This window comes from Nocardioides sp. 503, assembly GCF_004522095.1.
In the GTDB taxonomy this organism is placed as follows: domain Bacteria; phylum Actinomycetota; class Actinomycetes; order Propionibacteriales; family Nocardioidaceae; genus Nocardioides.
Genome location: NZ_SPUI01000003.1, coordinates 791,172 through 816,048, shown reverse-complemented (window position 1 = coordinate 816,048; position 24,877 = coordinate 791,172). Strand labels below are relative to the sequence as shown.

Below are 24,877 nucleotides of genomic sequence, written 5' to 3'. Positions count from 1 at the left end.
ATGAGTGACAGCAAGGAGGGGTTCCGCGCCGACTGGGCGCAGAAGGACTTCTACCAGGTCCTCGGCGTCGCGAAGGACGCGTCCGCCGACGAGATCAAGAAGGCCTACCGCAAGCTCGCGCGCGCCAACCACCCCGACTCCAACCCCGGCGACACCGCGAAGCACGAGAAGTTCAAGGCCGTCGCCGAGGCCTACGACGTCGTGGGCGACGCCGACAAGCGCCCGAAGTACGACGAGATGCGCAGGCTCTACGGCTCGGGCGCACGTGGCGGCTTCGGCGGCGGTGGCGGAGCGGGCGGCGGGGGCTTCAACCTCGACGACCTGCTGCGCGACCGAGCCGGCAGCGGCGGCGGCGGGTTCGGAGACATGTTCGGCGACCTCTTCGGCGGCAGCGGCCGCCGAGGCGGGGGTCAGCAGGTCCGCCGTCCCAGCAAGGGTGCGGACGTCGAGACGACGGCGACCATCAGCTTCACCGACGCCATGGACGGCGTGACGGTGTCGCTGCGCCTCGCCTCCGACGCGCCGTGCCCGGCCTGCTCCGGCACCGGCGGCAAGCCCGGCACGAAGCCGCACATCTGCCCGCAGTGCGACGGCGCCGGCTACGTCACCGTCTCCACGGGCGGCGCGTTCTCGATGAACGAGACGTGCCCCCACTGCGGCGGTCGCCAGCTCGTCTACGACGAGGCCTGCGCCACCTGCCACGGCAGCGGGCGCGGGACGTCCGCGCGCAGCATCCAGGCGCGCATCCCGGCCGGGGTCAAGGACGGCCAGCGCATCCGGGTGCGCGGCAAGGGTGCCGCGGGCGAGAACGGCGGGCCCGCGGGCGACCTGTTCGTGGTCGTCAAGGTCTCCCCGCACCGGGTCTTCGCCCGCAAGGGCGACAACCTCACCCTCACCGTCCCGGTCTCCTTCGACGAGGCCGCGCTGGGCGCCGAGATCAAGGTGCCCACGCTCGGCGGGGCCCCGGTCACGCTGAAGGTCCCGGCCGGCACGCCCAACGGGCGCACCTTCCGGGTGCGCGGCAAGGGTGTCCGCCGCGCCGACGGCACCTTCGGCGACCTGCTCGCCACGGTGGAGGTCCAGGTTCCCGCGGTGCTCGACCAGGCGGCGCGGGCGGCCGTGGAGGCCTACCGCGAGGCCACCGCGAGCAAGCCGCTGCGCGCCAACCTGTTCGAGGCGGGCGCGTGATGTCCGGGCCGCCGTTCGCGGCTCCCGGCCCGGACGCCGCCGTCTTCGTCATCAGCGTGGCGGCCGAGCTCACCGGGCTGCACCCGCAGACCCTGCGCACCTACGAGCGCCTCGGCCTGATCACCCCCGGACGCACGGTCGGGGGCGGTCGGCGCTACTCCGCGCGCGACATCGAGCGGCTGCGCGAGATCGCCGACCTGACGTCCTCGGGCATCGGCATCGAGGGCGTGCGCCGGATCCTCGAGCTCGACAACCGGCTGGCGGCGCTCTCCGCGCGCAACGAGGAGCTCCAGGCCGAGCTCGACGCGACCCGTGAGGCCCTGCGGCAGGCCCTCACGGGCCGGTCGCTCGACCAGGCGCCCGCCAACAAGCTGCCGGTGCTGCGCCAGACCTCGACCGGCCAGTCGGTCGTCGTCTGGCGCCGCGGCCGCTGACGTCAGCGCATGTTCTCGCGGAAGAGCTCGAGCAGCCGGTACGCCGGCGCGGCCCGGTCGCCCAGCGAGGCGGTGGCCGGTCGACGCAGGAACTCCGTGTAGCCGTCGACCTCGGCGAGGTCGCCCGCGCTCACCTCGTGGAAGCCCATGGACCAGTCGGGGAACAGTCGCTCCTCGACCGGGTCCCGCAGCAGGAGGAGCACGCCCTTGTGGCGGGCGTCCTTCTCGATCTTGGCGTACGTCGCGTCGACGACCTCGTCGGGGCCCTCGATCGTCTGGATGATGTTGCCGCCGCGGTAGAGCAGCATGCCGCTGAGCCCCAGGGCCTCGTTGCGGGGTCGGATGGCGGCGAGCATGCTCAGCAGCTCGGGCTTGGTCAGCAGCCGGTCGGCGGTGCTGACATAGGTGATCGAGAGCATCGGTCTCCGGTCCTCGTCAGCGAAGCGGTGTGCCCGCGGCGGCGCTGCTCTGCGACACCGGGCTGCCACCGGCGGTCTCGGCGGCGTGAGCCTCGAGCTCGCCCTGGATCGTGGCGAGGTCCTTGCGCGCCTGCTCGTCGCTCTCCCCGATGATGCCGGCCGCGACCTGGAGGTGCTCCCCGCCCTCGACGAGCTCCCAGGCCGTGTCGGCGATGATCTTGGTGAGGAGGTCGTAGAGCTGCGACCACTCCCAGTAGTGACCCTGGGCGCTCAGCCCGATGTCGGAGGGCCGCATCCACGGGCCCTCGCCGGACGCCGCGTCCAGCAGGCCGACGGCCGAGGTCAGCTCGGCGGCGATGGCCGGCATGACGGTGCCCCCGATCTCGTCGAGCACGTCGAGCTCGACGATCGTGTCGTCCGCCGTCGTGAGGTCCCCGACGTCGGTCTCGCCCAGCAGCCCCGCGGGGTTGCTGAGGTCGAAGTCGCCCCCCTTGCCCAGGACCTCGAACCGGGCGTCGGACAGGCAGTCCCGAGCGGCGAGCTCCTCGGTCTCGATGTCGGACTTCACCTTGTCGAGCACCTTGACGCAGTTGTCGTAGACCCCGTCGGGCCAGTCGGCGCCGATGCCCTCGTGGTGGTCGGCCTGCTCGCCCTCGGGCACGAACGAGCCCAGGATGCCCAGCCCGGTGGCGATGCCACCCACGAGCGGCGCCGCCGGCCCGCTGACGAAGATCGTCGCGGCGGACGCGAAGGCCCCCAGGACCTTGATCCAGGTGCCCACGTCGCCGCCGCCCCCGCCGCGGGCGTCCTCCATCGCCTCCTTCATGCGGTCGGCGAGCTCCAGCACGTCCTTGCCGGTCCGGCGCCAGACGGCCTGCTCCGCGGCCAGCCCGACGCCCAGGATGCAGGCCGCGGACCACTGCCCGCTGATCACGGTGGGCATCCGCGACACGTAGGTGCGGTGGAAGGCCCGGATCGTCTCGCCGTCGTAGTTGCCGATCTTCGACGACAGGTAGTCCAGGTCGCCGGACAGCTTCGTGTTGCCCGAGATCAGCTGCATGTCGGTGCCCTCGCCCTCGGTGCTGACGCTGAGACCCAGCTTCTGCGCGGCCTCGCGCACCGCCTGCACCTTGGGCTCCAGGTCGTCGGCTTCCGGGATCTCGAGCCACGGCTCGAACAGGGAGGGGATCATCTCGCGCCACTTGTCGTAGACGTCCTCCTTGGGGCGGAAGGTCATCGCGAAGAAGTTGTGGCCGTAGGTGTAGACCTGCCCGTTCCAGTCGGTGGCCTCGCCCTCGTTGGCGGCCCCCGGCGGCGCGACCGTGACCTCCTCGGAGAGCGGGTTGGCCTCGGTCGCGCGCGAGTAGCCGGTGAACCCGTCCTCGAGACTGCCGTCGAACCCGTAGTAGCTCATCTCGGCGACGATGGCGGCGTCGACGATCGGCTTGATCTTGGACTGGAGCTCTGACCGGAAGGACATGGAAGTGGTATTCCCCTCGCGCCGTGGACAAAACTTCCTAGACTTGAGTGGAACAGACTCAACTTTCCCCACGTTATGTCAGCATCACGTATCAGCACCGTCGCAGGAGGAGCACCATGAGCCAGTTCGGCGCCGAGAAGTTCACCACCCGTAGCCGGGAGGCCATCGAGGCCGCCCAGCTCTCGGCCACCACGGCCGGCAACACCGCCACCGAGCCCATCCACGTGCTCGTCGCCCTGCTCCGCCAGGAGGACGGCATCGCCCGCAACCTCGTGACCAAGGCCGGGGTGGACGCCGCCGCCCTCACCGCGCGGGCGGGCGCCGTGCTCGAGGCGCTGCCGAAGGCGAGCGGAGCGACGGTCCAGCAGCCCGCCGCCTCGCCGGCCCTGACCCGGGTGCTCGCGGGCGCGCTCGACCTGGCGTCGTCCATGAAGGACGAGTACGTCGCCACCGAGCACCTCCTCATCGCCATCGCCGGCACCGAGAGCCCCGCCCAGCAGGTGCTCAAGGACGCCGGGCTGACCGAGGCCGGACTGCGGGAGGGCCTCACGGCCGTCCGCGGCAACCGCCGGGTCACCAGCCAGGACGCCGAGTCGACGTACGAGGCGCTGGAGAAGTACTCCGTCGACCTCACGGCCGCCGCGCAGGAGGGTCGCCTCGACCCCGTCATCGGCCGCGACGCGGAGATCCGGCGCGTGGTGCAGGTGCTCTCGCGCCGCACCAAGAACAACCCCGTCCTGATCGGCGAGCCCGGCGTCGGCAAGACCGCCGTCGTCGAGGGCCTGGCCCAGCGCGTCGTCGCCGGCGACGTGCCCGACTCCCTCAAGGGGCGCCGGGTCCTCAGCCTGGACCTGGCCGCGATGGTGGCGGGCGCCAAGTACCGCGGCGAGTTCGAGGAGCGGCTCAAGGCCGTCCTGGAGGAGATCAAGGACGCCGGCGGCCAGGTCATCACGTTCATCGACGAGCTGCACACCGTCGTCGGTGCGGGCGCCGGCGGCGACTCCGCCATGGACGCGGGCAACATGCTCAAGCCGATGCTGGCCCGCGGCGAGCTGCACATGATCGGCGCGACCACCCTCGACGAGTACCGCGAGCGCATCGAGAAGGACCCCGCGCTGGAGCGCCGCTTCCAGCAGGTCTTCGTCGGCGAGCCGAGCGTCGAGGACACCATCCAGATCCTGCGCGGCATCCAGGAGAAGTACGAGGCCCACCACGGCGTCCGCATCACCGACGCGGCCCTCGTCGCGGCGGCCACGCTCAGCGACCGCTACATCCCCGGCCGCCAGCTGCCCGACAAGGCCATCGACCTGGTCGACGAGGCCTCCTCGCGGCTGCGCATGGAGATCGAGTCCTCCCCGGAGGAGATCGACCAGCTGCGCCGCCAGGTCGAGCGGCTGCGCATGGAGGAGTTCGCCCTGCAGCGCGAGAGTGACGCAGCCTCCGCCGACCGCCTGGAGCGGCTGCGCGCCGACCTCGCGGACCGCGAGGAGGAGCTGCGCGGGCTCGAGGCCCGCTGGGAGCAGGAGAAGGCCACGCTCGAGGGCGAGGGGGAGCTGCGCCGCCAGCTCGACCAGCTGCGCATCGAGAGCGAGCGGCTCCAGCGCGAGGGCGAGTTCGAGAAGGCCAGCGAGATCCTCTACGGCCGGATCCCGGCCCTCGAGCAGCAGATCCGCGAGGTCGAGGCGGTCGAGCGGACCGACCTCGAGCCGCTGGTCGGCGAGGAGGTCGGCGCCGAGCAGGTCGCCGAGGTCGTGGAGGCCTGGACGGGCATCCCGACGGGCCGGATGCTGCAGGGCGAGACCGCCAAGCTGCTCGAGATGGAGGCCGTCGTCGGCGAGCGCCTGATCGGCCAGCACGAGGCCGTGCGCGCCGTGAGCGACGCGGTACGCCGCTCGCGCGCGGGCATCGCCGACCCGAACCGCCCCACCGGCTCGTTCCTGTTCCTCGGCCCGACGGGCACCGGCAAGACCGAGCTGGCCAAGGCGCTGGCCGACTTCCTCTTCGACGACGAGCGCGCGATCGTGCGCATCGACATGAGCGAGTACTCCGAGAAGCACTCGGTCTCGCGGCTCGTCGGGGCGCCTCCGGGCTACGTCGGCTACGACGAGGGCGGCCAGCTCACCGAGGCCGTGCGGCGCCGCCCCTACTCGGTGGTGCTGCTCGACGAGGTCGAGAAGGCGCACCCGGAGGTCTTCGACATCCTGCTGCAGGTGCTCGACGACGGCCGGCTCACCGACGGCCAGGGCCGCACGGTCGACTTCCGCAACACGATCCTGGTCCTGACCAGCAACCTCGGCTCGCACTTCCTGGTCGACCCCCTGCTGGACCCGGAGAAGAAGCGCGAGTCGGTGCTGGCCGTGGTGCGCTCGAGCTTCAAGCCGGAGTTCCTCAACCGCCTGGACGACATCGTCCAGTTCGACGCGCTGACCCGCGAGGAGCTGGGCCGGATCGTCGAGCTCCAGCTGGAGCTGCTGGAGCAGCGGCTGGCCGTGCGCCGCATCACGATCGACGTCACCGAGCAGGCGCGTCACTGGCTCGCCGAGACCGGCTACGACCCGGCGTACGGTGCCCGGCCGCTGCGCCGGCTCATCCAGACCGCCATCGGCGACCCCCTCGCGCGGATGCTCATCGGCGGCGAGGTGACCGACGGGGACCGGGTGTCGGTGGACCTCGGCGCCGACGGGGCGCTGACCCTCGCCGTCGCCGCATGAGCACGGGACTGGTGGAATGGGGCGCATGAGCGACGCGCCTCCCCGCCCCCGTCAGGTGACCCTGGCCGCCTGGATGATCATGGGTGGCTCGGCCCTGATCCTCGCCCTGGTGTTCGAGCGGGTGGCCGGCCTGGGGTCGCTGGAGACGCAGGAGTCGATCCGGACGTTCCTCTCCGAGCCTCCGGGTGACGGGCTGGGCCTCGACCTGGACGGCGTGACGGCGATCCTGCGCGTGCTCGCGATGGTGGCCGGGGCCTGCGCCACGGCGGCCGCGATCCTCGGCTACCACGTGCTCCAGCGCTCGCGCAGCGCCCGGCTCGGCCTGGCCGTGGTGGCGGGCCCCCTGTTCGTCTGCGGGATGGTCGCCGGTGGCTTCCTCTCGGCGGTCGTGGCCGCGGCCGCGGTGACCCTGTGGTTCCAGCCGGCGCGCGACTGGTTCGACGGCAAGATGCCGCCGCCGGTGGAGCGGGAGCGCCCGGCGCAGGCCGCCGGCCCGTCGGTGTTCCAGGCGCCGCCCCCGCCCCCGCCGCCCACCGAGCCGCGTCCGGTGACCGGTTTCGGTGCGGCGCCGTCGGCGGCCTGGACCTCCGCGATCACGCCGACGGGACGGGTCGCCCCGGTCGCGGCGTCCGCCCGCCCGGCGCAGGTCCTGTGGGCCTGCGTCCTCACCTGGGTCTTCTGCTCGCTCGCGATCTTCCTGCTGGGCATGAGCGCCCTCGTGCTCGCCGCCGCCCCGGACCTGGTCTTCGACGAGCTCTACAAGCAGAACCCCGACCTGCGCTCGCAGGGGCTCTCCCAGGCGGAGATCCGCACCGCGACGTTCGTCCTCACCGCCGTCGTCGCGGTCTGGGGCGCGGCGGCGATGCTCTTCGCCGTCCAGGCGTTCCGGCGCGTGCGCTGGGGCCGCACCGCGCTGGTCGTCTCGGCGGCGATCGCGGGAGCCGTCGCCCTCGTCGGGGCCGTGCTCAACATCGTCCTCGTGGTGCCGCTCGCCGTGTGCCTGGTGACGATCTCGCTGCTGCTCCGCCCCGAGGTGCGGGCCTGGTTCTCCTGAGCCGCTCCCGCGTGCCAGAGTTCGCCCCATGACCGACCCGAACAACCCCTTCGGTACGCCGCCGCCCCCGCCGTACGGCCAGCCGACCCCGAACCCCTACGGCTCGCCCCAGCCGGGCGCCTACAACCCGGCCTACGCGCCGGTCCCGCCCGACGCCGGCCGTCGCCCCGGCACCGTCACGGCCGCGGCCGTGCTGACGTGGGTGGGCAGCGCGATCGCCCTGCTGTCGCTCGCCTTCCTGCTGGTCGCCGTGATGGCCGGGATGGACGAGTACTACGAGGGCTTCGAGGACAGCGCGTCCGGCTGGACGCGCGACGAGATCAGCACGTTCACGATCATCTTCGCGGGCATCGGCATCGTGTGGTCGCTCGTGGCGATCGTGCTCGCCTTCTTCGTGGTGCGCGGCGCCAACTGGGCCCGGATCGTGCTGACGATCTCGGCCGCCGTCGCCATCCCGCTGTGCGTCCTCACCGCGCTGGCGGTCCTGCCGGTGCTCAACCTGATCATGTGCATCGCGGCCATCGTGCTGCTCTACGTCGGCCGCGGCAACGAGTGGTTCAGGGCCGGAGGTCAGCGGCGCTGAGCCGGCGGGTCCCCTCGGCGATCACCGAGGGCTCCTTGCAGAACGCCCAGCGCACGAGGTGGCGTCCCTCCTCGCGGTCGTCGTAGAAGACCTGGGCGGGGATGCCGACGACGCCGGCCCGCTCGGGCAGCGCCAGGCAGAACGACAGCCCGTCGGGCCAGCCCAGCGCGCTGACGTCGGTGGTGGCGAAGTAGGTGCCCTCGGGCACGCGGACGTCGAGCCCGGCGCTGGTCAGACCGTCGCAGAGCAGGTCCCGGCGCACCTGGAGGTCGGCCGCGAGGTCGCGCGGGAAGTCGGGCAGCTCGTCGAGCGCGAGCGCCACCGCCGGCTGCAGCGGCGAGCCCGAGGTGAAGGTCAGCCACTGCTTGGCGGCCAGCACGGCGCCGACCAGCGCGGCGGGTCCGGTGGCCCAGCCGACCTTCCAGCCGGTGAAGGAGTAGGACTTGCCCGCGCTCGAGAGCGTCAGCGTGCGCTCGGCCATGCCCGGCAGGGTCGCGATCGGGACGTGCTCGTGGTCGTCGAAGACGAGGTGCTCGTAGACCTCGTCGGTGATCACGACGAGGTCGTGCTCGAGGGCGAGGTCGGCCACCGCCTGCAGCTCGGCACGGGTGAGCACCGTGCCGGTGGGGTTGTGCGGGGAGTTGAGCAGCACGAACCGCGTGCGCGGCGTCACCGCGGCGCGCAGCTCGTCGAGGTCGAGCCGGAAGTCCGGGGCGCGCAGGGTGACCGGGCGCCGTACGCCGCCGGCCATCTGGATCATCGCGACGTAGGAGTCGTAGTAGGGCTCGAGCACGACGATCTCGTCGCCGGGGTCGACCAGCCCGAGCAGCGCCGCGGCCACCGCCTCGGTGCACCCGGTGGTGACGACCACCTCGGTGTCGGGGTTCAGCTCGAGGCCGTAGTGGCGCTGCTGGTGCCGCGCGATCGCCTGCCGTAGCGCCGGCACGCCGGTCCCGGGGGCGTACTGGTTGGCCCCCTCCCGCAGCGCGGTGACCGCCCGGGCGATCGCCTCGGGCGGGCCGTCGACGTCGGGGAAGCCCTGCCCGAGGTTGACCGAGTCGGTGCTCAGGGCGAGCGCCGACATGCGGGAGAAGATCGTCGGCGGGATGCCGTCGAGACGGTGCGCGAGCATGTGCCGAGCGTACGGGGACCGGCCGCTAGCCTGTCGGCGTGACCACGACCCCCGACCCCAGCCTGGCCGCCGACGTCGACGCCTGCTGCCGCCTGACCGGCGAGTTCACGCTGCGCTCCGGCCAGGTGTCCTCGGAGTACTTCGACAAGTACCTCTTCGAGGCCCAGCCCGAGCTGCTGGCCCGGGTGGCCCGGCAGATGGTGCCGCTGCTGCCCGAGGGCACCGAGCTGCTCGGCGGCCTTGAGCTGGGCGGAGTGCCAATCGCCACGCTCGTCAGCAGCCTCACGGGCACGCCGGCGCTGTTCGTGCGCAAGCAGGCCAAGGAGTACGGCACCTGCAAGCTGGCCGAGGGCCCGGACGTCGCCGGGCGGCGCGTGACGCTCGTCGAGGACGTCATCACCACTGGCGGTGCGGTGCGCGACGCGACGCGCGCCCTGCGCGCGGCCGGCGCGGTGGTCGAGGTCGTCGTCTGCGCGATCGACCGCAGCCCCGAGGGGGAGAACCCGCTCGCCGACGTCGGTCTCGAGGTGCGCGCGGTGCTCACCAAGGCGGCGCTGGACGCCGCGCGGGCCTAGCTGTCGGCGGTGGCGTCGTCGGGGACGTCCTCCACGACGTCGTCGGCGTGGCGGCGGTGCTTCCACCACTCGTAGACCACCGGGATCACCGAGATGACGATGATCGCCATGATCGCGTAGTCGATGTTGTCCTTGAGCCACGGCACCTTGGCGCCGAGCACGTAGCCGATCAGCGTGATGCTCAGGACCCACAGCAGTGCGCCGACGAAGCTCCACTTCAGGAAGCGGTGGCGCTGCATGTGGGTCACGCCCGCCACCACGGTGATGTAGGTCCGGACGAACGGCACGAAGCGGCCGATGACAAGGGCCTTGTTGCCGTGCTTGTCGAAGAACGCCTGGGTCTGGTCGAAGTACTTCTTCTTGAGGATCCGGCCGTCGCGCTGGTACAGCGGGGGGCCGATCGCACGTCCGATCTCGTAGCCGGCGACGTTGCCGAGCATCGCCGCCGCGACGAGCAGCACCAGCGTGACCAGCAGCTCCACCACGGGACTCCCGGGGAAGACGTCGATGCCGTCGCTGGGGTTGGCGATGAAGACGCCCAAGGAGAGCAGCAGTGTGTCACCGGGCAGGAACGGGAAGAACAGGCCGCACTCCACGAAGATGATGAGGAGGCTGATCCAGAGGAACTCCGTGCCGAACCTGTCCAGGAGGTACTGAGGGTCCATCCAGTCCATGCCCAGGAGCAACGGGTGGAGCTCGAGCAGGAGCGCGGTCACGGACAAACGGTACCGGTCGGCACCTACGGTGCCGCTGGGTAGTCTCGCCGCCGTGGCGGAGGACAGCGAGGACCGGCGGGCGCCGTACGACCCGATGCCGCACGGTCCGGCCGAGGTCGGGGTCGGGCCGTGGCCCGGGCCGCTGCCCACCGAGGCGCACTACGACCCCGTGCTGCTGGCCGAGGGCGACCGCCGCAACGTCGTCGACCGCTACCGCTACTGGAGCATGGAGGCGATCGTCGCCGACCTCGACGAGCGCCGGCACGACTTCCACGTGGCGATCGAGAACTGGCAGCACGACTTCAACATCGGCACCATCGTGCGCTCCGCCAACGCCTTCCTGGCCGCCGAGGTGCACATCGTCGGCAACCGCCGGTGGAACCGCCGCGGCGCGATGGTCACCGACCGCTACCAGCACGTGCGCCACCACGAGACGGCCGCCGACCTGGCGGCGTACCTCGCGGAGCGCGACGTGCGGCTGCTCGGCATCGACAACCTGCCCGGCAGCGAGCACCTCGAGACGATGACCGTGCCCCGGCGGGTGTGCTTCCTCTTCGGCCAGGAGGGACCCGGGCTGTCAGCGGGCGCGCGCGAGGCGTGCGACGGCACCTTCTCGATCGCGCAGTTCGGCTCCACGCGCTCGATCAACGCCTCCGCTGCCGCGGCGATTGCCATGCACTCCTGGGTGCGCCAGTACGCCGACCTCTCCGGGGTCGACGCCTGGCGCGGCTAGGGCGCTACCTGCGGGTCTTGTCGTAGCAGACGAGCATGCGGTCGGCGTACTTCCACGTGTCGGCCGACGGAGAGCTCCAACGCCAGTTGCGAGCAGTGCCGGTGATGCCGGGGCACTTGCGTGTGGCCATCTTCGCGAGCCGCTTGTCGCCGGGGTACCTCTTGCCGGCGATCCGTGCGACTCCAGCGACGCGGTAGGCGTGGGCCTTGGTGCAGACGGTGTCGGCGAACCTGTGGGTGATGCAATGAGCGACGGCGTCGGACAGCGGCGCCGTCAGGAGCGGGGAGCCGTCGGTCGGCAGCGGCTGGAGCTGCTTGCCTCCCCGCAGGATGAGGTCGCAGCGCAGCCACTTCGCTCCCTGCCGGCGCTCCGCGGCGCTCGGGATGAACCACGCCGCCGCGTACGACGACATCGCCCGCGTCTTGGGGTTCGTGCCCAAGGCCGACTTCATGGCCGGGTAGCAGCGCTTGGCGATCTTGGGCCAGAGCGCACCGGAGTCCTTCCAGTCGACCTTGCCGGTGAGGCGGACGGTGGCGATCGTCTGGCTCGTGTGAGGGTCGGTGCAGGGCACGGCGGTCGCCGGCGCAGACGCGGCGAAGTACTGCTTGTACGTCAGCGCGTGGCAGCTGCCGACGGGCTGCAGGTGGAAGGTGGGGTCGCCGGCGCGCTGGGCGGGGGCGGCGTCGGCCAACGAGGGGCCGGCGAGGATCGCGGCGGCGGCCACGGTGACGAGGAGCGAGCGGAGCGCAGAGCGGAGCACGGGGTTCCTTCCGAGGGGGCGAGTTGCGCGACCCTAACCCGCCCTCTTAGGCCTGCGTCGGCGTTTGCCCGATCTCGCGGAGGAGCCGGCGGTGGGCCAGCTCGGAGACGGTCTCGCGGGCGCCGAGGTCGGCGACCAGGTAGACCGCACCGAGCAGTCCGTGCGGCTCGAGGGCGACGGTCTGTCGCAGCCGGCCGTCGGTGACCTCGGTGGTGAGGGTGACCGTCCCCGGCGCCCGGACGTCGGCGACGAGGACCAGTCGCCGGCGCTCGTGGTCGGCCTCGGTGACCCGCCAGAACCCGGCGCGGTCGCCGGTCGCCAGCAGGGGCGTGCCGGGAGGCGGCCACCGGCGCCCGGCGCCGCCGACGAGCCGGTCGATGCCGCCGCGGACGACGAACGGCGCGGCGTCGACGTACCACCGAGGGCCGGGGCGGCCGGACGCCACGACGGCCCAGGCCCGGTCGGGGTCGACGGGGAGGGCGGAGTCCCGAGAGGTCGTCGTCAAGGTGCGGTGGCGGCGCATGGCTCGAGGCTACGAGAGCCCTGGGTGGACCCGTGGGTAGCCACTAGGGTGGAGGACATGCCTATCGCGACTCCTGAGATGTACGCCCAGATGCTCGACACGGCCAAGGCCGACGCGTTCGCGTTCCCGGCGATCAACGTGTCGTCGTCGCAGACGCTCAACGCGGCGCTGAAGGGCTTCGCCGACGCCGGCTCCGACGGCATCATCCAGGTCTCGACCGGCGGCGCGGAGTACCTCTCCGGCCCCAGCGTCAAGCACATGGTCACCGGCTCCGTGGCCTTCGCCGCCTACGCCGCCGAGGTCGCGAAGAACTACCCGGTGCAGATCGCGCTGCACACCGACCACTGCCCCAAGGACAAGCTCGACGGCTTCGTCCGGCCGCTGGTGGAGATCTCCGCCGAGCGCGTGGCCCGGGGCGAGCTCCCGCTCTTCCAGTCGCACATGTGGGACGGCTCCGCCGTACCTCTCGACGAGAACCTCGAGATCGCCCGCGACCTGCTCGCCCGCTGCGCCGCGGCGCACATCATCCTCGAGGTCGAGATCGGCGTCGTCGGTGGCGAGGAGGACGGCGTCGCCAACGAAATCAACGACCAGCTCTACACGACCCCCGAGGACGCGCTCGCGACCATCGAGGCGCTGGGCGCCGGCGAGCAGGGTCGCTACATGGCGGCGCTGACCTTCGGCAACGTGCACGGCGTCTACAAGCCGGGCAACGTCAAGCTGCGTCCCGAGATCCTTAAGACCGCGCAGGAGGCCGTCGCCGCCAAGCTGGGCCTGGCCGACGGCAGCAAGCCGTTCGACCTGGTCTTCCACGGCGGGTCCGGCTCGACCGCCGAGGAGATCGGCGCGGCCGTCGACTACGGCGTCGTGAAGATGAACGTCGACACCGACACCCAGTACGCGTTCACCCGCCCGGTCGCGGCCCACATGTTCGCCAACTACGACGGCGTGCTGAAGGTCGACGGCGAGGTCGGCAACAAGAAGGTCTACGACCCCCGCGCCTGGGGCAAGGCCGGCGAGGCCGGGATGGCCGCGCGCGTCGGCGAGGCCTGCGAGCACCTCCGCTCGGCCGGCAAGTCCATCGGCTAGTCCGCCGTCGGGACCTGCCGGGTGAACCCGTCGTGGCGGGGCCGCTCGAACAGCAGTGAGGCGAGCAGCCCCAGCACCAGCACGGCCGGCGGCAGCAGCATGGCCTGGGCCATCGCGTCCGCGAACGGACCCTGGACCGCAGCCGGCAGCTGACCGCCGCCGCCCTCCGGGGTGAAGCTCGTGGGCAGCCCCGCCGCGGACAGACGCGAGTCGATGAGCACCGCGATGCCGGCGGCGCCCAGGACGGCGCCGACCTGCCGCGTGGCGTTGTAGACCCCGGCGCCCGCTCCGGCCTGGTGGATCGGCAGGTTCCGGGTGGCGGTGGCGGAGTTGGGCGCCCAGACACAGGCGTTGCCGATGCCGAGGAGGGCCATCGGGAGCAGGATCTCCCAGGTGGCCGAGCCCGGCGTCATGACGGCCGAGAGCCACACGAGCGAGGCGATGATCGCAGTGAAGCCGAAGCTCGTGATCAGGCGCGGGTGGACCCGGTCGGTCAGCCCGCCGACGAAGCGGGCCAGGCCGATCGTCATCAGCGCCATCGGCACGAGCAGGAGCGCCGACTGCGTGGGGCTCAGGCCGCGCACGAGCTGGGCGTAGAGCATCAGGGGGATCGCGAGCCCGGTGATCGCGAAGCCCATCGAGGTGATGGCGATGTTGGCGAGCGAGAAGTTGCGGTCGCGGAAGAGCCCGAGCGGCACCAGCGGCTCCTGGCGGTTGACGCGCTGCCACACGACGAAGCCCGCGAAGACCACGAGGCCCAGGATGATCATGCGCCAGACGGTGATCTGGCCGGTGATGGTGCCCCAGTCGTACTGGTCGCCCTCCTGGATGCCGAACACCAGCAGGAACATGCCGGCGCCGCTGAGCGCCACGCCGATCCAGTCGAAGCGGTGGGTGTTGGTCGACAGGGTCGGCACGAGCCGCCAGGCGAGCACCAGCGCGAGGATGCCGACGGGGATGTTGATGAAGAAGATCCACTCCCAGCCGAGCCAGTCGACGAGCACGCCGCCCAGGATGGGCCCGACCAGCGTGGCCACGCCGGCCGTCGCACCCCACAGGGCCATCGCCTTGCCGCGGCGGGCCGGCGGGAAGATGCGGGTGATGATCGCCATCGTCTGCGGCGTGATCATGGCGGCGCCGAGACCCTGCACCACGCGGGCGACGATCAGCCCGTCGATGCTGCTGGTGAGGCCGCACCACAGGCTGGCCAGCGTGAACACCACGAGGCCCGCGAGGTAGAGCCGCTTGGGCCCGAAGCGGTCACCCAGGCGGCCGGTGATCAGCACCGGGACGGCGTAGGCGAGGAGGTAGGCGCTGGTGACCCACACGACCGTGTTGACCTCGGCGTCGAAGTCCTCGATGATCGCCGGCGTCGCGACGCTGACGATGGTGGAGTCGACGAGGATCATGAAGAACCCCAGGCACAGCGCGAACAGCGCGGGCCACGGGTCCGTGTCCTCGGTCGGGGACGTGGGTGCCGCGCCGGCCGGCGGTTGGGTCTGGGTCACGGCATGAGTCAACACCCTGCCTGGGACACTCATTCCATGAGTCACATGGATCTGATGGCCGGCCCCCCTCCCACCCACCTCCCGGTCGACCCGGCGGTCGCCGAGCTGGCGACCTCCTCGCCCGCCGACGTCGTACGACGCCACCCGGACTCGCCGGCCGCCTGGGCCGCCCTGGCCGGGGAGGCCCGCGAGGCGAGCGCCGACGACGTGACGGTCTACGCCTACGCGCGCGTCGGCTACCACCGCTCGCTGGACAACCTGCGCCGCAACGGCTGGAAGGGCCACGGCCCCGTCCCGTGGGAGCACGAGCCCAACCGCGGCTTCCTCACCTCGCTGGCCCTCCTCGCCCTCTCGGCCCGCGCCATCGGCGAGACCCACGAGTGGGAGCGCTGCTCGGAGTTCCTCCGCGACTCCAGCCCCGCGGCGTACGACGCCCTCCTGGGGTAGGAGGGCCGGCCCCGTCAGGCGCCGAGGAGCGAGCGGACGCGCTCGGGGCCGAGCGCCACGAAGAGCGTGGGGAGGCGGGGGCCGCGGTCTGCGGCGACCAGGAGCCGGTAGAGCAGACGGAAGAAGTCCTTCTGGTCCGCCTTGACCTCGTCGGTGGGCGGGTCGTCGACGCCCATGCCGCGGGCGAGCTTGGGGACGCCGTAGATCAGCGTCGTGAGCTCGTCCAGGTCGAAGGCGTCGGGCAGCCGGTCGAGGAGCTGGGCGAGCCAGAGCATCTCGTCCTCGGTCAACGCCGCCAGCCGCTCGGTGTCGGGGGCGGCGCGCACGGTGGTGCGCTCGTCCTCCGGCACGAACTCCTGGGTCCAGGTCATCGCCTTCGACAGCCGCGGCTCGAGGTCGGAGACCGACTCGTGGGGGTGGCCCACGCGGGCGACGGTCGAGGAGATCAGCTCGGCGGAGCCGGCGGTCACGTCGGCGACCGAGGACAGCAGCTTGAACGGCACGGGGACCGGCGAGGTCGGCAGCGTGCCGGCGGCCACGGTGGCCGACGCCCGCTCGTAGGCGAGCACGGCGCCGTCGCGGCGCGCCGGGTCGGCGGCCTTGCGGCCGAGCGCGTCCCACTCGTCGTAGAGCCGCACGACCTCGGGACCGAAGTCGATGGTGAAGACCTGCCGCGGCGCGCGGCGGACGTAGAGCCAGCGCAGGATCGGCGCCTCGAGGATCCGCAGCGCGTCGGCGGCGGTCGGGACGCCCCCGCGCGAGGAGGACATCTTGGCCATGCCGGCGATGCCGACGAACGAGTAGCCGAAGTACGTCGGCATCGGGGCCCCGAAGATCTCCCCGACCAGCTCCTTGCCGACGGTGAACGACGAGCCGGGGGTGGCGTGGTCGTCGCCGGCCGGCTCGAAGTCGACCTTCTCCAGCGCCCAGCGCATCGGCCAGTCGACCTTCCACACGAGCTTGCCCTCGAAGTCCGTGGACAGGTCGGTGGACCCGGTGAAGCCGCACGACGAGCAGGTGTAGGACAGCGTCGTCGTCGCGTCGTCGTACGCCGTGGCGGTGGTCGTGTCGCGCCCGCACTGGCGGCAGTAGGGCTTGTAGGGGAAGGGGATGCCCGCGGGCGCGGCGTCCTCACCGGCGGCCGGCGCCTTGGTGCGGTAGCGGGCCATGACGGCCTCGATGTCGTCGCGCCGCGACACGGCGTGCAGCACCTGGTCGCGGTAGTGGCCCGAGGTGTAGCGCTCGGTCTGGCTGACCTGCTCCAGCTCGACGCCCATCTCGGACAGCGCGGAGAGCAGCGGCGCCTTCCAGCGCTCGGCCCAGCTGGGGAACTCACCGGTCGGGTCGGGTACGGCGGACAGCGGACGGGCGATGTGCTCGGCGTAGGACGCGTCGATGCCGGCGGGCACCTTGCGGAAGCGGTCGTAGTCGTCCCACACGTGCAGGTGCCGCACGGGCACCCCGCGCCGCGCGATCTCGTCGGCGACGAAGTGGACGGTCAGGACCTCGCGCAGGTTGCCCAGGTGGACCGGTCCCGACGGGCTGATGCCGGAGGAGACCGTGACCAGGTTGCCCTCGCCGGCGTGCCGGATGGCGTCGTCGGCGGCGCGCGTCACCCAGTCGACGGGGTCGCCGCCCTGCTGTCCCTTGCTTCGTGCCACGGGCAGCAACGCTACCGGGCGGGCGGGCTCAGTCGGCGGGCAGGACCATGGAGTAGGCGGCCGGCTCGACGTGCCAGGTGCGGTGGCGCTCGGGTCCGGAGATCTCGCCGTCGGCGCTGATCCAGAATCGCTCCCCGCTGACGGAGACCTCGCGGCCGCGCAGGGCCGTGACGTCGTCGGCCTGCTGGTGGGTGCCGAAGCCGAGCCGCGCGGCGAAGCCGAAGCGCGCGAGCGGGCCGGTGGCGCGCGAGACCATCAGGTCGATGCGGCCGTCCTCGGGGTCGGCGTCGGGCGTGAGCTCGGTGCCGCCGCCCACCGACGAGCCGTTGCCGAGGGCGACCATCAGGACCCGCGTGTCGAGGTCGTTGACGACCTTGCCGTCGAGCTCGACGTGCAGCCTCAGCACCGGCGGTCTGAACGCCGTGAGGGCGGCGCCGATCGGGTAGCCGAGCTTGCCCAGGTTGACCTTGCCCACGCCCACGGCGTGCAGCCGGCCCTTCCAGCGGTGCCCGCGCCGGCTGGCGTTGGCGCCGGCGCCGACGTGGACGCTGTTGACGACGACCTGGCCGACCTCGTCGACGATCAGGTCCATGGGCCGCACCTGGCCGGTGACCAGGACCCTGGCCGCCTCCTCGATGTCCAGCGGGATCCCGACGCCCCGGGCGAAGTCGTTGCCGGTGCCGAGGGGGAGCAGCCCGAGGACGGCCTTGTCGAGGTCGTGGCGGCGGTGCAGCGCGGCGACCACGGCGTGCAGGCTGCCGTCGCCGCCGGCGACCACGATCCGACGGGAGCCGGCGCGGTGCAGGACGCCGTCGAGCTCGCCGGGGTTGGAGGTGGCCTGGACCTCCACGGAGGTGTGCTCGCGCAGCACGCCGAGGGCAGCCGCCAGCGACTCGTCGTCGGCGGTGCCGGCGTCGCTGTTGGTGATCACCAGAAGAGGGTCCATCGCACAGGGACCCTAGCCCACAGGATTGAGCACCCACCCGTGCGCTTTGGTAGCGTGACGTCGCAAGAGCCCCGGTCGCTGTTGCCCGGGGCTTTGTCGTTCCACCACGAGGAGTGCACATGCCTGCCATCGCCATCATCGGTGCCCAGTGGGGCGACGAAGGCAAGGGCAAGGCCACCGACCTGCTCGGGAGCCGCGTCGACCACGTCGTCAAGTTCAACGGCGGCAACAACGCCGGGCACACGGTGGTGATCGGCGACGAGAAGTACGCCCTGCACCTGCTGCCCAGCGGCATCCTGAGCCCCAACTGCACGCCGGTCATCGGCAACGGCGTCGTCGTCGACATCGAGGTGCTCTTCGAGGAGCTCGACGCGCTGACCGCCCGCGGCGTCGACGTCAGCAAGCTGAAGGTCAGCGCCAACGCGCACGTGATCGCCAGCTACAACCGCAGCCTGGACAAGGTGACCGAGCGCTTCCTCGGCTCGCGCCGGCTGGGCACGACGGGGCGCGGCATCGGACCGACGTACGCCGACAAGATGAACCGCATCGGCATCCGGGTCCAGGACATCTTCGACGAGAACATCCTGCGCCAGAAGGTCGAGGGCGCCCTCGAGCTCAAGGGCCAGATCCTGGCCAAGATCTACAACCGGCGCGCGCCCGAGGTCGACGCGATCGTCGAGGAGCTGCTCGAGTACGTCGAGCGGCTGCGGCCGATGGTCTGCGACACCGGCCTGCTGCTCAACCAGGCGCTCGACCGCGGGGAGACCGTGCTGCTCGAGGGCGGCCAGGCGACGCTGCTCGACGTCGACCACGGCACCTACCCGTTCGTGACCTCGAGCTCGGCGACCTCCGGCGGCGCCTGCACCGGCTCGGGGATCCCGCCGAGCCGCCTCGACCGGGTCGTGGGCATCGTCAAGGCCTACACCACCCGCGTCGGCGAGGGACCGTTCCCGACCGAGCTGTTCGACGACTTCGGCGCGCACCTGAGCAAGGTCGGCGCGGAGTTCGGCGTGACGACGGGTCGCCCGCGCCGCTGCGGGTGGTACGACGCGGTCATCGCCCGCTACGCCGCGCGCGTCAACGGCGTCACGGACTTCGTCCTCACCAAGCTCGACGTGCTCACCGGCCTGGAGAAGGTGCCGGTGTGCGTCGCCTACGACGTCAACGGCGTGCGCCACGACGAGATGCCGGTCAACCAGAGCGACTTCCACCACGCCGTGCCGATCTACGAGGAGTTCCCCGGCTGGTGGGAGGACATCTCGCACGTCCGCACCTTCGAGGAGCTGCCGGCCAACGCGCAGGCCTACGTCAGGGCGGTCGAGCGCATGTCCGGGTCCCGCGTGTCCGTCATCGGCGTCGGCCCGAAGCGCGACCAGACGATCGTGGTCCACGAGCTGATCTGAGCGCCGCTCAGTCGTACTGGACCGGCCCGATCGGCCCCGTCTCCATGAGGCTCTCGCGCACCTTGCGCGGTGGCGCGGCGCTGAGGGAGAACGCGTTGGTGGACGACTCGAGCACCATCACCCCCTCCTCGTAGACGAGGAGCGGGAGGTCGTCGTCGCCGTCGCCGTCGACGTCGCCCACCCCGACGCCGGCGACGGTGTAGCCGCGGTCGAGGAGCTGGTCGACCCACACCTCCGGGGTGAAGCGGCGGCCGTTCCACGACAGCACGCTGACCCGGGGTCCGGACTCGACCACGGCGAGCTCGTCGGTGCCGTCCCCGTCGAAGTCCCCGGCGCGCCAGGACTGGTAGCGGAAGTCGGGGCTCACGGGCACCTGGCCCTTGTCCTCGAAGGCGGAGCCGGTCGACTCGAGCACCCGCAGCCGTGGTCGGTCGTCGTCCTCGGCGACGTGCACGAGGTCGGCGAGCCCGTCGCCCGTCAGGTCGCCCACGGCGATCTCGCCGCTGTCGAAGGAGTCGCCGGGCGCGGCGGTCCGGAACCATCGTCGGCCGCTCGCGAACGTCCCGTCCGCGCGGCTCCGGGCGACGGTGACGACGAGGCGACCGTCACCGACGGTCACGACGCCGAGGTCGTCTCGGCCGTCGCCGTCGACGTCGGCGAGCAGCGGGATCGTGTCGGCCAGGACGTCCTCCACCGCCGCGGTGCGCACCAAGGAGGTGAGGGTCGCCCCGTCCGCGAGCCGGGCGGTGGCGCTGAGCGACGGTGGCTGACCGTCCAGCGTCACCACGTCGAGCCGGCCGTCGCCGTCGACGTCCCCGGTGACGGCCGGGAAGACGACGCCCGGGATGCGGCGGGGCTTGCCGAGCTTGGTGCCGTCGGAGTGCATCAGCCACGTGGCGTCGAACGACATCAGCCCCACGTCGCCGAGCCCGTCGTGGTCGAGGTCGCCGCTGACGGCCGGCTCGGGGGGCTCGGGCGTGGGTGCGACGGTGGGCTCGCCGGTCGACGGGGTCGGCTCCGGGTCGGGCCGGGGGTCGTCCCCGCCGGACGTGAGGAGGACGCCGGTGGCGACGCCACCGAGGACGAGAACCGTCGCGACACCGCCGGCGACCAGCACGCGCCGCCGGCGCCGGCGCCGGCCGAGCACGAGCGGCGGTGAGGTGGGCGTGGACGGGGTCAGCCCGCCACCGAGCTCGCGCAGGGCGTCGCGCAGCGCGCGGGCGGACTGGTAGCGCTCGGCCGGGTCCTTGGCCAGCGCGCCGGCCAGGACCTGGTTGACCCGGGTCGTGAGGTCGTCGTCGCCGGGCAGCTGCGGGACCGGCTGCTGGAGGTGGGCCATCGCGACGGACACGTCGGCGCCGGTGTACGGCGGCCGGCCGGTCAGGCACTCGTGGAGCAGGCAGCCCACGGAGTAGATGTCGCTGGCCGGGGTGCCCGGGTGACCGGCGGCGCGCTCGGGGGCCAGGTAGTTCCACGTGCCGGCGACGGCGCCCGGCTGGGTGAGCCCGGCCCCCTCGGTCGTGGCGACGCCGAAGTCGCACAGGTAGACGTGCACGCGGTCGGTGCGCTCGTCGCGCAGCAGCACGTTGGCCGGCTTGACGTCGCGGTGCACGACGCCGACCGCGTGGGCCGCGGAGAGGGCGTCGGCGACCTGCGCGCACACCCGGAAGGCCAGCGGCGGCGGCAGCGGCCCGCTGTTGCGGATCATCGCGCCGAGGTCGCCCCCGGCGGCGTACTGCGTGACGATGAACGGCCAGCCGTCCTGTTCGCCGTGGTCGTAGATCGCCACCACGTGCGGCGAGTCGAGCCGGGCCAGCACGGACGCCTCGCGCTGGAAGCGCCGCTGGAAGTCCGGGGACGTGCCGACGTGCCCGAGCATCACCTTGAGCGCCACCTGGCGCTGCAGGCGGGTGTCGGTGGCGGAGAAGACCATCCCCATGCCGCCCACGCCGAGCACGCTGTCGACGCGGTAGTGCCCGACGGTCTCCCCGATCGTGGGCGGACGTCCGGTGCTCACGGGAAGGTGCCGCCGAGCACGCTCAGGCCGTAGGTGTCGGTCAGCGTGACGCCGTCCCACGTGCCCCAGCTGGTCGCGCCGCCGAACCGCTTGCCGGTGGAGAGCGCGACCTGGACGACCGTCTTCTTGCCGGTCGGCGCGAGACCGACGGCGGCCACGTCGTCGCGACCGTCGCCGTCGTAGTCGCCCACGGCCACCTCGCTGTCGAAGTAGGAGGCCGGCGGCTGGGGGAACAGGCCCGCCGGCCGGGGCGGGCCGAAGCCACCGGCGCGGTGGTCCAGGACGACCAGCTCGAGGAAGGAGTCCCGGTTGAAGCTCACCAGGAGCTCGGTGTCCTCGTCGCCGTCGATGTCGAGGGCGTGCAGGTCGGGGCCGATCTCGCTGGGGAACGTCCGGGGCCGGCCGCGGGCGGCGAAGGTGCCGTCGGCCTGGCCCAGGTAGGTGCGGACCGTGGACTTGCTGGGGTCTCCGGCCGGCACCTCCGGGGTGGTCAGGACGGCCAGGTCGGCGCGGCCGTCGCCGTCGACGTCGCCCACCTCGGCCGAGGAGTCCTCGTAGCCGTAGGGCACCTCGACGCCGAACGCCGGCCTGGCGAACGTCGTCCCGTCGGAGCGCGCGACCCAGAGGCTCATCGGCTTCCCCTGGCCCCACGAGAGGAGCAGGAGGTCGTCGAGACCGTCCGCGTCGGCGTCGCCGACCATGGCGGTGACGTAGTCCGCTCCCCGTGGTCGCGGGAGGGTCTGCTTCACCGTCGCCCCCTCCGACAGCGTCCCCCGGACGGTGAGGTCGCCGCGGGGGTTGGGGACGTCGACCAGGACCTGCTCGAGACGGTCGTCGCCGTCGTAGTCGGCGAGCGCCTCCTGACGGCTGACCTTGCGGGAGGTCTTCTCCTTGCCCTTGTCCTCGAGGGTCATGGCGGTCCCGTCGGAGGTCCACACGGCGACCCGGTCGAACTCCTTGCCGTCCGGCCGCCATCGCGCCGTCACGTCGCCGAGGCCGTCGCCGTCCTGGTCGCCCGTGACCGGCCCGACGACCTCGGGCTGCGAGGGCTCGGTGGGCGTCGGGTCGCTGCCGGTCGGCTCCGAGGTGGTGGTCGACCCGCTGCTGGACCCACCGCCGGGACCGGGCCCGGGGTCGTCGCCCAGCGTGGCGACGCCGACGATCCCGCCGGCGACGGCGATCACCGCGAGGGAGGAGAGCGCGACCACGAGCGCCGTACGACGCCGGCGGGGTCCGCCGCCCGCGGACGTCGCGCGGGGCAGGGAGCCCAGCGAGACCCGGCCGCCCGAGGGCAGTGCGGTCGGGGCTGACGGCGAGGACGCGATCGAGGGCGAGGACAGGGGCCGGATGCCGGCCGACGGGATGCTCGCCGCCGCGAGCAGGTCGGCGCGCAGGGCGTCGGCCGTGTCGTAGCGGGCGCGCGGGTCCTTGGCCAGGGTGTTGGCGAGGATCGCGTTGGCGTGACGGGTGAAGGCGTCGTCGCCGGCCAGCTGCGGCGGGGGCGCGCTCTGGTGGGCGATGGCGATCTCCACGTCGCTGCCCCGGAACGGCGGCTGGCCGGTCAGGGTGGCCCAGAACAGGCAGCCCAGGGCGTAGAGGTCGGAGGAGACCGTGCCGGGAGCGCCGGCGCCGCACTCGGGGGCGAGGTAGCTCCACGTGCCGGACACCGAGCCGGGCGCGGTGAGGCCCTCGCTGTCGGTCCGGGCGATGCCGAAGTCGCAGAGGTACGCGTGCAGGTCGGAGGTGTCGGCGTCGCGCAGCAGCACGTTGGTGGGCTTCACGTCGCGGTGGACCACCCCGGCGCGGTGGGCGTCGCCGAGCGCGTCGGCCACCTGGGCGCACACCGCGGAGGCCAGCTGGGGCGGCATCGGCCCGCGGGCGGCGAGCAGGGCGCCGAGGTCGCCGCCGCCGACGTACTGGGTGGCGAGGTAGGGGCAGCCGTCCTGCTCGCCGTAGTCGAAGATCGCGATCACGTGGGGGGAGTTGAGCCGCGCGAGCAGCGAGGCCTCGCGCTCGAAGCGCGCCAGGAACTCTGCGGACCCGCCGAGGGCCGCCGAGACCACCTTGAGCGCCACGCGCCGGTCGAACGCGGTGTCGGTCGCGGCGAAGACGACGCCCATGCCGCCCTGCCCGATCTGCGCGTCGATGCGGTAGCGACCGAAGACGTCGCCGACGCGGGGGAACTGGGGCATGCAGGCTTCTTTCCCGAGGGGGGGCAGCGGCAATCATGCCTGGTCCCGTCGGCACTAGGCTGAGTGCCCGTGAAGACTCTCGTGATCGGTACCGGCGGCCGCGAGCACGCGTTGGTCCGCGCGCTCGCCCTCGACCCCGGCGTCGACGAGGTCCATGCCGCGCCGGGCAACCCCGGCATGGTCGCCCTCGCGACGCTGCACGACGTCGACCCGATGGACGGCGCGCAGGTCGCCGACCTGGCCGAGCGCCTCGGCGTCGACCTGGTGGTCGTCGGTCCCGAGGCGCCGCTGGTCGCCGGGGTCGCGGACGCGGTCACGGCCCGCGGCATCGCGGTGTTCGGCCCGACCGGCGCGGCCGCGCAGCTCGAGGGCTCCAAGGCCTTCGCCAAGGAGGTCATGACCGCCGCCCACGTGCCGACGGCGCGCTCCTTCGTGTGCACCGACGAGGACGAGGCCGAGCGCGCGCTCACCGAGCTGGGACCGCCGTACGTCGTGAAGGACGACGGGCTGGCCGCCGGCAAGGGCGTGGTCGTCACCCTCGACCACGACGAGGCGCTCGCCCACGCGACGTCGTGCGAGCGGGTGGTGATCGAGGAGTTCCTCGACGGTCCCGAGGTCTCGCTGTTCGCGATCACCGACGGCACCACGGTCTACCCGCTGCTCCCGGCGCAGGACTTCAAGCGCATCGGTGACGGCGACGCCGGCCCCAACACCGGTGGCATGGGCGCCTACACGCCGCTCCCGTGGGTGCCGGCCGACCTCGTGGCCGAGGTGCTCGCCACCGTCCTGAAGCCCACCGTCGACGAGATGGCGAAGCGCGGCACGCCGTTCGCCGGGCTGCTCTACGCCGGCCTGGCGCTGACCTCGCGCGGGGTGCGCGTGGTGGAGTTCAACGCCCGCTTCGGCGACCCCGAGACCCAGCCGCTGCTGGCGCTGCTCGACGCCCCCCTGTCCCCGCTCCTGCTCGGCGCCGCCACCGGCACCCTGGCCGACGTACCGGCGCCGACGTGGAAGCCCGGCAGCGCCGTGGCGGTCGTGATGGCCAGCCGGGGCTACCCCGAGTCGTCCTCGTCCGGCGACGTGATCACCGGTGTCGACGCCGCCGAGGCCCACGAGGGCGTCCACGTCATCCACGCCGGCACCGCCCTGCGCGGCGACGACCTGGTGACGGCCGGCGGCCGGGTGCTGGCCGTCATCGCCACGGGCGACTCGGCCGCCGCCGCCCGCGACGCGGCGTACGCCGGGGTCGCCGACATCGACTTCCCGGGTGCCCAGCACCGCACCGACATCGCCTCAGGGATCTGAC

The 24,877-nt window shown here is 72.6% G+C and carries 22 protein-coding genes; 11 read left to right on the top strand and 11 right to left on the bottom strand.

The window, feature by feature from the left end; all coding sequences use genetic code 11:
• Positions 1 to 1,188 (top strand): molecular chaperone DnaJ, encoded by a 1,188-nt coding sequence (gene dnaJ, locus E4622_RS11185; protein WP_134740259.1) that lies wholly within the window; start codon positions 1 to 3, stop codon positions 1,186 to 1,188.
• On the top strand, positions 1,188 to 1,622 hold the full coding sequence (locus tag E4622_RS11180) for a helix-turn-helix transcriptional regulator (protein ID WP_134740258.1): 435 nt from the start codon (positions 1,188 to 1,190) through the stop codon (positions 1,620 to 1,622). The genes dnaJ and E4622_RS11180 overlap by 1 nt, the downstream gene beginning before the upstream one ends.
• A 2-nt stretch (positions 1,623 to 1,624) precedes the next feature.
• Here E4622_RS11180 and E4622_RS11175 read toward each other — a convergent pair whose 3' ends face one another.
• Positions 1,625 to 2,041 carry a BLUF domain-containing protein gene (locus E4622_RS11175; protein ID WP_134740257.1) on the bottom strand — a complete coding sequence of 139 codons (417 nt, stop codon included), beginning with the start codon at positions 2,039 to 2,041 and terminating at the stop codon, positions 1,625 to 1,627.
• A gap of 16 nt (positions 2,042 to 2,057) precedes the next feature.
• Entirely contained in the window at positions 2,058 to 3,521 is a 1,464-nt protein-coding gene (locus E4622_RS11170) for a hypothetical protein (RefSeq protein ID WP_134740256.1), read from the bottom strand.
• A 116-nt stretch (positions 3,522 to 3,637) separates the two neighbouring features.
• On the opposite strand from E4622_RS11170, the gene clpB reads away from it, so the two are divergent.
• From clpB to E4622_RS11155, 3 genes are read left to right on the top strand one after another with little or no spacing between them, the layout of a single operon-like run.
• On the top strand, positions 3,638 to 6,232 hold the full coding sequence (gene clpB, locus E4622_RS11165; protein WP_134740255.1) for an ATP-dependent chaperone ClpB: 2,595 nt from the start codon (positions 3,638 to 3,640) through the stop codon (positions 6,230 to 6,232).
• Between the two features lie 25 nt (positions 6,233 to 6,257).
• Positions 6,258 to 7,286, top strand: coding sequence for a hypothetical protein (locus tag E4622_RS11160; protein WP_134740254.1), 1,029 nt, complete (start codon positions 6,258 to 6,260; stop codon positions 7,284 to 7,286).
• A gap of 28 nt (positions 7,287 to 7,314) precedes the next feature.
• Positions 7,315 to 7,869 carry a hypothetical protein gene (locus E4622_RS11155; RefSeq protein WP_134740253.1) on the top strand — a complete coding sequence of 185 codons (555 nt, stop codon included), beginning with the start codon at positions 7,315 to 7,317 and terminating at the stop codon, positions 7,867 to 7,869.
• Here the strand turns inward: E4622_RS11155 and E4622_RS11150 are convergent.
• Positions 7,844 to 9,001: a pyridoxal phosphate-dependent aminotransferase gene (locus E4622_RS11150; protein ID WP_134740252.1), complete on the bottom strand. Its 1,158-nt coding sequence runs from the start codon at positions 8,999 to 9,001 to the stop codon at positions 7,844 to 7,846. The two genes, E4622_RS11155 and E4622_RS11150, sit on opposite strands and share 26 nt — an antisense overlap.
• 38 nt (positions 9,002 to 9,039) lie before the next feature.
• Between E4622_RS11150 and pyrE the strand changes: the two genes are divergently transcribed.
• Positions 9,040 to 9,576, top strand: coding sequence for an orotate phosphoribosyltransferase (pyrE, locus tag E4622_RS11145; protein WP_134740251.1), 537 nt, complete (start codon positions 9,040 to 9,042; stop codon positions 9,574 to 9,576).
• Here pyrE and E4622_RS11140 read toward each other — a convergent pair.
• On the bottom strand, positions 9,573 to 10,292 hold the full coding sequence (locus tag E4622_RS11140; RefSeq protein ID WP_245155985.1) for a VTT domain-containing protein: 720 nt from the start codon (positions 10,290 to 10,292) through the stop codon (positions 9,573 to 9,575). The genes pyrE and E4622_RS11140 overlap by 4 nt on opposite strands.
• Before the next feature lie 94 nt (positions 10,293 to 10,386).
• Here E4622_RS11140 and E4622_RS11135 point away from each other — a divergent pair, with 94 nt between their 5' ends.
• Positions 10,387 to 11,025, top strand: coding sequence for a TrmH family RNA methyltransferase (locus E4622_RS11135; protein ID WP_134740784.1), 639 nt, complete (start codon positions 10,387 to 10,389; stop codon positions 11,023 to 11,025).
• A 4-nt stretch (positions 11,026 to 11,029) separates the two neighbouring features.
• Here the strand turns inward: E4622_RS11135 and E4622_RS11130 are convergent, their stop codons facing one another.
• Both E4622_RS11130 and E4622_RS11125 read right to left on the bottom strand, forming a co-directional pair.
• Positions 11,030 to 11,785, bottom strand: coding sequence for a septum formation family protein (locus E4622_RS11130; RefSeq protein WP_134740250.1), 756 nt, complete (start codon positions 11,783 to 11,785; stop codon positions 11,030 to 11,032).
• Positions 11,786 to 11,831: 46 nt separating this feature from the next.
• On the bottom strand, positions 11,832 to 12,308 hold the full coding sequence (locus tag E4622_RS11125) for a DUF2867 domain-containing protein (RefSeq protein WP_134740249.1): 477 nt from the start codon (positions 12,306 to 12,308) through the stop codon (positions 11,832 to 11,834).
• Positions 12,309 to 12,365: 57 nt separating this feature from the next.
• Between E4622_RS11125 and fbaA the strand changes: the two genes are divergently transcribed.
• Positions 12,366 to 13,397, top strand: a complete 1,032-nt coding sequence (fbaA, locus tag E4622_RS11120; protein ID WP_134740248.1) for a class II fructose-bisphosphate aldolase — start codon at positions 12,366 to 12,368, stop codon at positions 13,395 to 13,397.
• On the opposite strand, the gene E4622_RS11115 is transcribed toward fbaA, so the two are convergent.
• Positions 13,394 to 14,905 carry a DHA2 family efflux MFS transporter permease subunit gene (locus E4622_RS11115; RefSeq protein ID WP_245155984.1) on the bottom strand — a complete coding sequence of 504 codons (1,512 nt, stop codon included), beginning with the start codon at positions 14,903 to 14,905 and terminating at the stop codon, positions 13,394 to 13,396. The genes fbaA and E4622_RS11115 overlap by 4 nt on opposite strands.
• A 36-nt stretch (positions 14,906 to 14,941) precedes the next feature.
• Here E4622_RS11115 and E4622_RS11110 point away from each other — a divergent pair, with 36 nt between their 5' ends.
• On the top strand, positions 14,942 to 15,352 hold the full coding sequence (locus E4622_RS11110; RefSeq protein ID WP_134740246.1) for a DUF3151 domain-containing protein: 411 nt from the start codon (positions 14,942 to 14,944) through the stop codon (positions 15,350 to 15,352).
• Positions 15,353 to 15,366: 14 nt separating this feature from the next.
• Here E4622_RS11110 and lysS read toward each other — a convergent pair whose 3' ends face one another.
• Both lysS and E4622_RS11100 read right to left on the bottom strand, forming a co-directional pair.
• Positions 15,367 to 17,013 (bottom strand): lysine--tRNA ligase, encoded by a 1,647-nt coding sequence (gene lysS, locus E4622_RS11105; RefSeq protein WP_134740245.1) that lies wholly within the window; start codon positions 17,011 to 17,013, stop codon positions 15,367 to 15,369.
• A 28-nt stretch (positions 17,014 to 17,041) separates the two neighbouring features.
• On the bottom strand, positions 17,042 to 17,959 hold the full coding sequence (locus E4622_RS11100) for a YegS/Rv2252/BmrU family lipid kinase (protein ID WP_245155983.1): 918 nt from the start codon (positions 17,957 to 17,959) through the stop codon (positions 17,042 to 17,044).
• 119 nt (positions 17,960 to 18,078) lie between these two features.
• Here E4622_RS11100 and E4622_RS11095 point away from each other — a divergent pair, with 119 nt between their 5' ends.
• On the top strand, positions 18,079 to 19,362 hold the full coding sequence (locus E4622_RS11095; RefSeq protein ID WP_134740244.1) for an adenylosuccinate synthase: 1,284 nt from the start codon (positions 18,079 to 18,081) through the stop codon (positions 19,360 to 19,362).
• Between the two features lie 7 nt (positions 19,363 to 19,369).
• Here the strand turns inward: E4622_RS11095 and E4622_RS11090 are convergent, their stop codons facing one another.
• Together E4622_RS11090 and E4622_RS11085 are read right to left on the bottom strand one after the other, a co-directional pair.
• Entirely contained in the window at positions 19,370 to 21,379 is a 2,010-nt protein-coding gene (locus E4622_RS11090; protein WP_134740243.1) for a protein kinase, read from the bottom strand.
• Positions 21,376 to 23,571, bottom strand: a complete 2,196-nt coding sequence (locus tag E4622_RS11085; RefSeq protein WP_134740242.1) for a protein kinase — start codon at positions 23,569 to 23,571, stop codon at positions 21,376 to 21,378. Before E4622_RS11085 ends, E4622_RS11090 begins: the two co-directional genes overlap by 4 nt.
• Positions 23,572 to 23,640: 69 nt before the next feature.
• Here E4622_RS11085 and purD point away from each other — a divergent pair, with 69 nt between their 5' ends.
• The gene (gene purD, locus E4622_RS11080; RefSeq protein ID WP_134740241.1) at positions 23,641 to 24,876 is read left to right on the top strand and encodes a phosphoribosylamine--glycine ligase; all 1,236 of its coding nucleotides are present in this window, start codon (positions 23,641 to 23,643) and stop codon (positions 24,874 to 24,876) included.
• Position 24,877: the final 1 nt, after the last annotated feature.

Coding starts and splice junctions, on each gene's coding strand:
- E4622_RS11155 (WP_134740253.1), top strand. CDS start 7,315: ATGACCGACCCGAACAACCCCTTCGGTACGCCGCCGCCCCCGCCGTAC.
- E4622_RS11170 (WP_134740256.1), bottom strand. CDS start 3,521: ATGTCCTTCCGGTCAGAGCTCCAGTCCAAGATCAAGCCGATCGTCGAC.
- E4622_RS11110 (WP_134740246.1), top strand. CDS start 14,942: ATGAGTCACATGGATCTGATGGCCGGCCCCCCTCCCACCCACCTCCCG.
- E4622_RS11085 (WP_134740242.1), bottom strand. CDS start 23,571: ATGCCCCAGTTCCCCCGCGTCGGCGACGTCTTCGGTCGCTACCGCATC.
- E4622_RS11095 (WP_134740244.1), top strand. CDS start 18,079: ATGCCTGCCATCGCCATCATCGGTGCCCAGTGGGGCGACGAAGGCAAG.
- clpB (WP_134740255.1), top strand. CDS start 3,638: ATGAGCCAGTTCGGCGCCGAGAAGTTCACCACCCGTAGCCGGGAGGCC.
- E4622_RS11125 (WP_134740249.1), bottom strand. CDS start 12,308: ATGCGCCGCCACCGCACCTTGACGACGACCTCTCGGGACTCCGCCCTC.
- dnaJ (WP_134740259.1), top strand. CDS start 1: ATGAGTGACAGCAAGGAGGGGTTCCGCGCCGACTGGGCGCAGAAGGAC.
- E4622_RS11180 (WP_134740258.1), top strand. CDS start 1,188: ATGTCCGGGCCGCCGTTCGCGGCTCCCGGCCCGGACGCCGCCGTCTTC.
- E4622_RS11100 (WP_245155983.1), bottom strand. CDS start 17,959: ATGGACCCTCTTCTGGTGATCACCAACAGCGACGCCGGCACCGCCGAC.
- E4622_RS11135 (WP_134740784.1), top strand. CDS start 10,387: ATGCCGCACGGTCCGGCCGAGGTCGGGGTCGGGCCGTGGCCCGGGCCG.
- E4622_RS11160 (WP_134740254.1), top strand. CDS start 6,258: ATGAGCGACGCGCCTCCCCGCCCCCGTCAGGTGACCCTGGCCGCCTGG.
- fbaA (WP_134740248.1), top strand. CDS start 12,366: ATGCCTATCGCGACTCCTGAGATGTACGCCCAGATGCTCGACACGGCC.
- E4622_RS11175 (WP_134740257.1), bottom strand. CDS start 2,041: ATGCTCTCGATCACCTATGTCAGCACCGCCGACCGGCTGCTGACCAAG.
- E4622_RS11150 (WP_134740252.1), bottom strand. CDS start 9,001: ATGCTCGCGCACCGTCTCGACGGCATCCCGCCGACGATCTTCTCCCGC.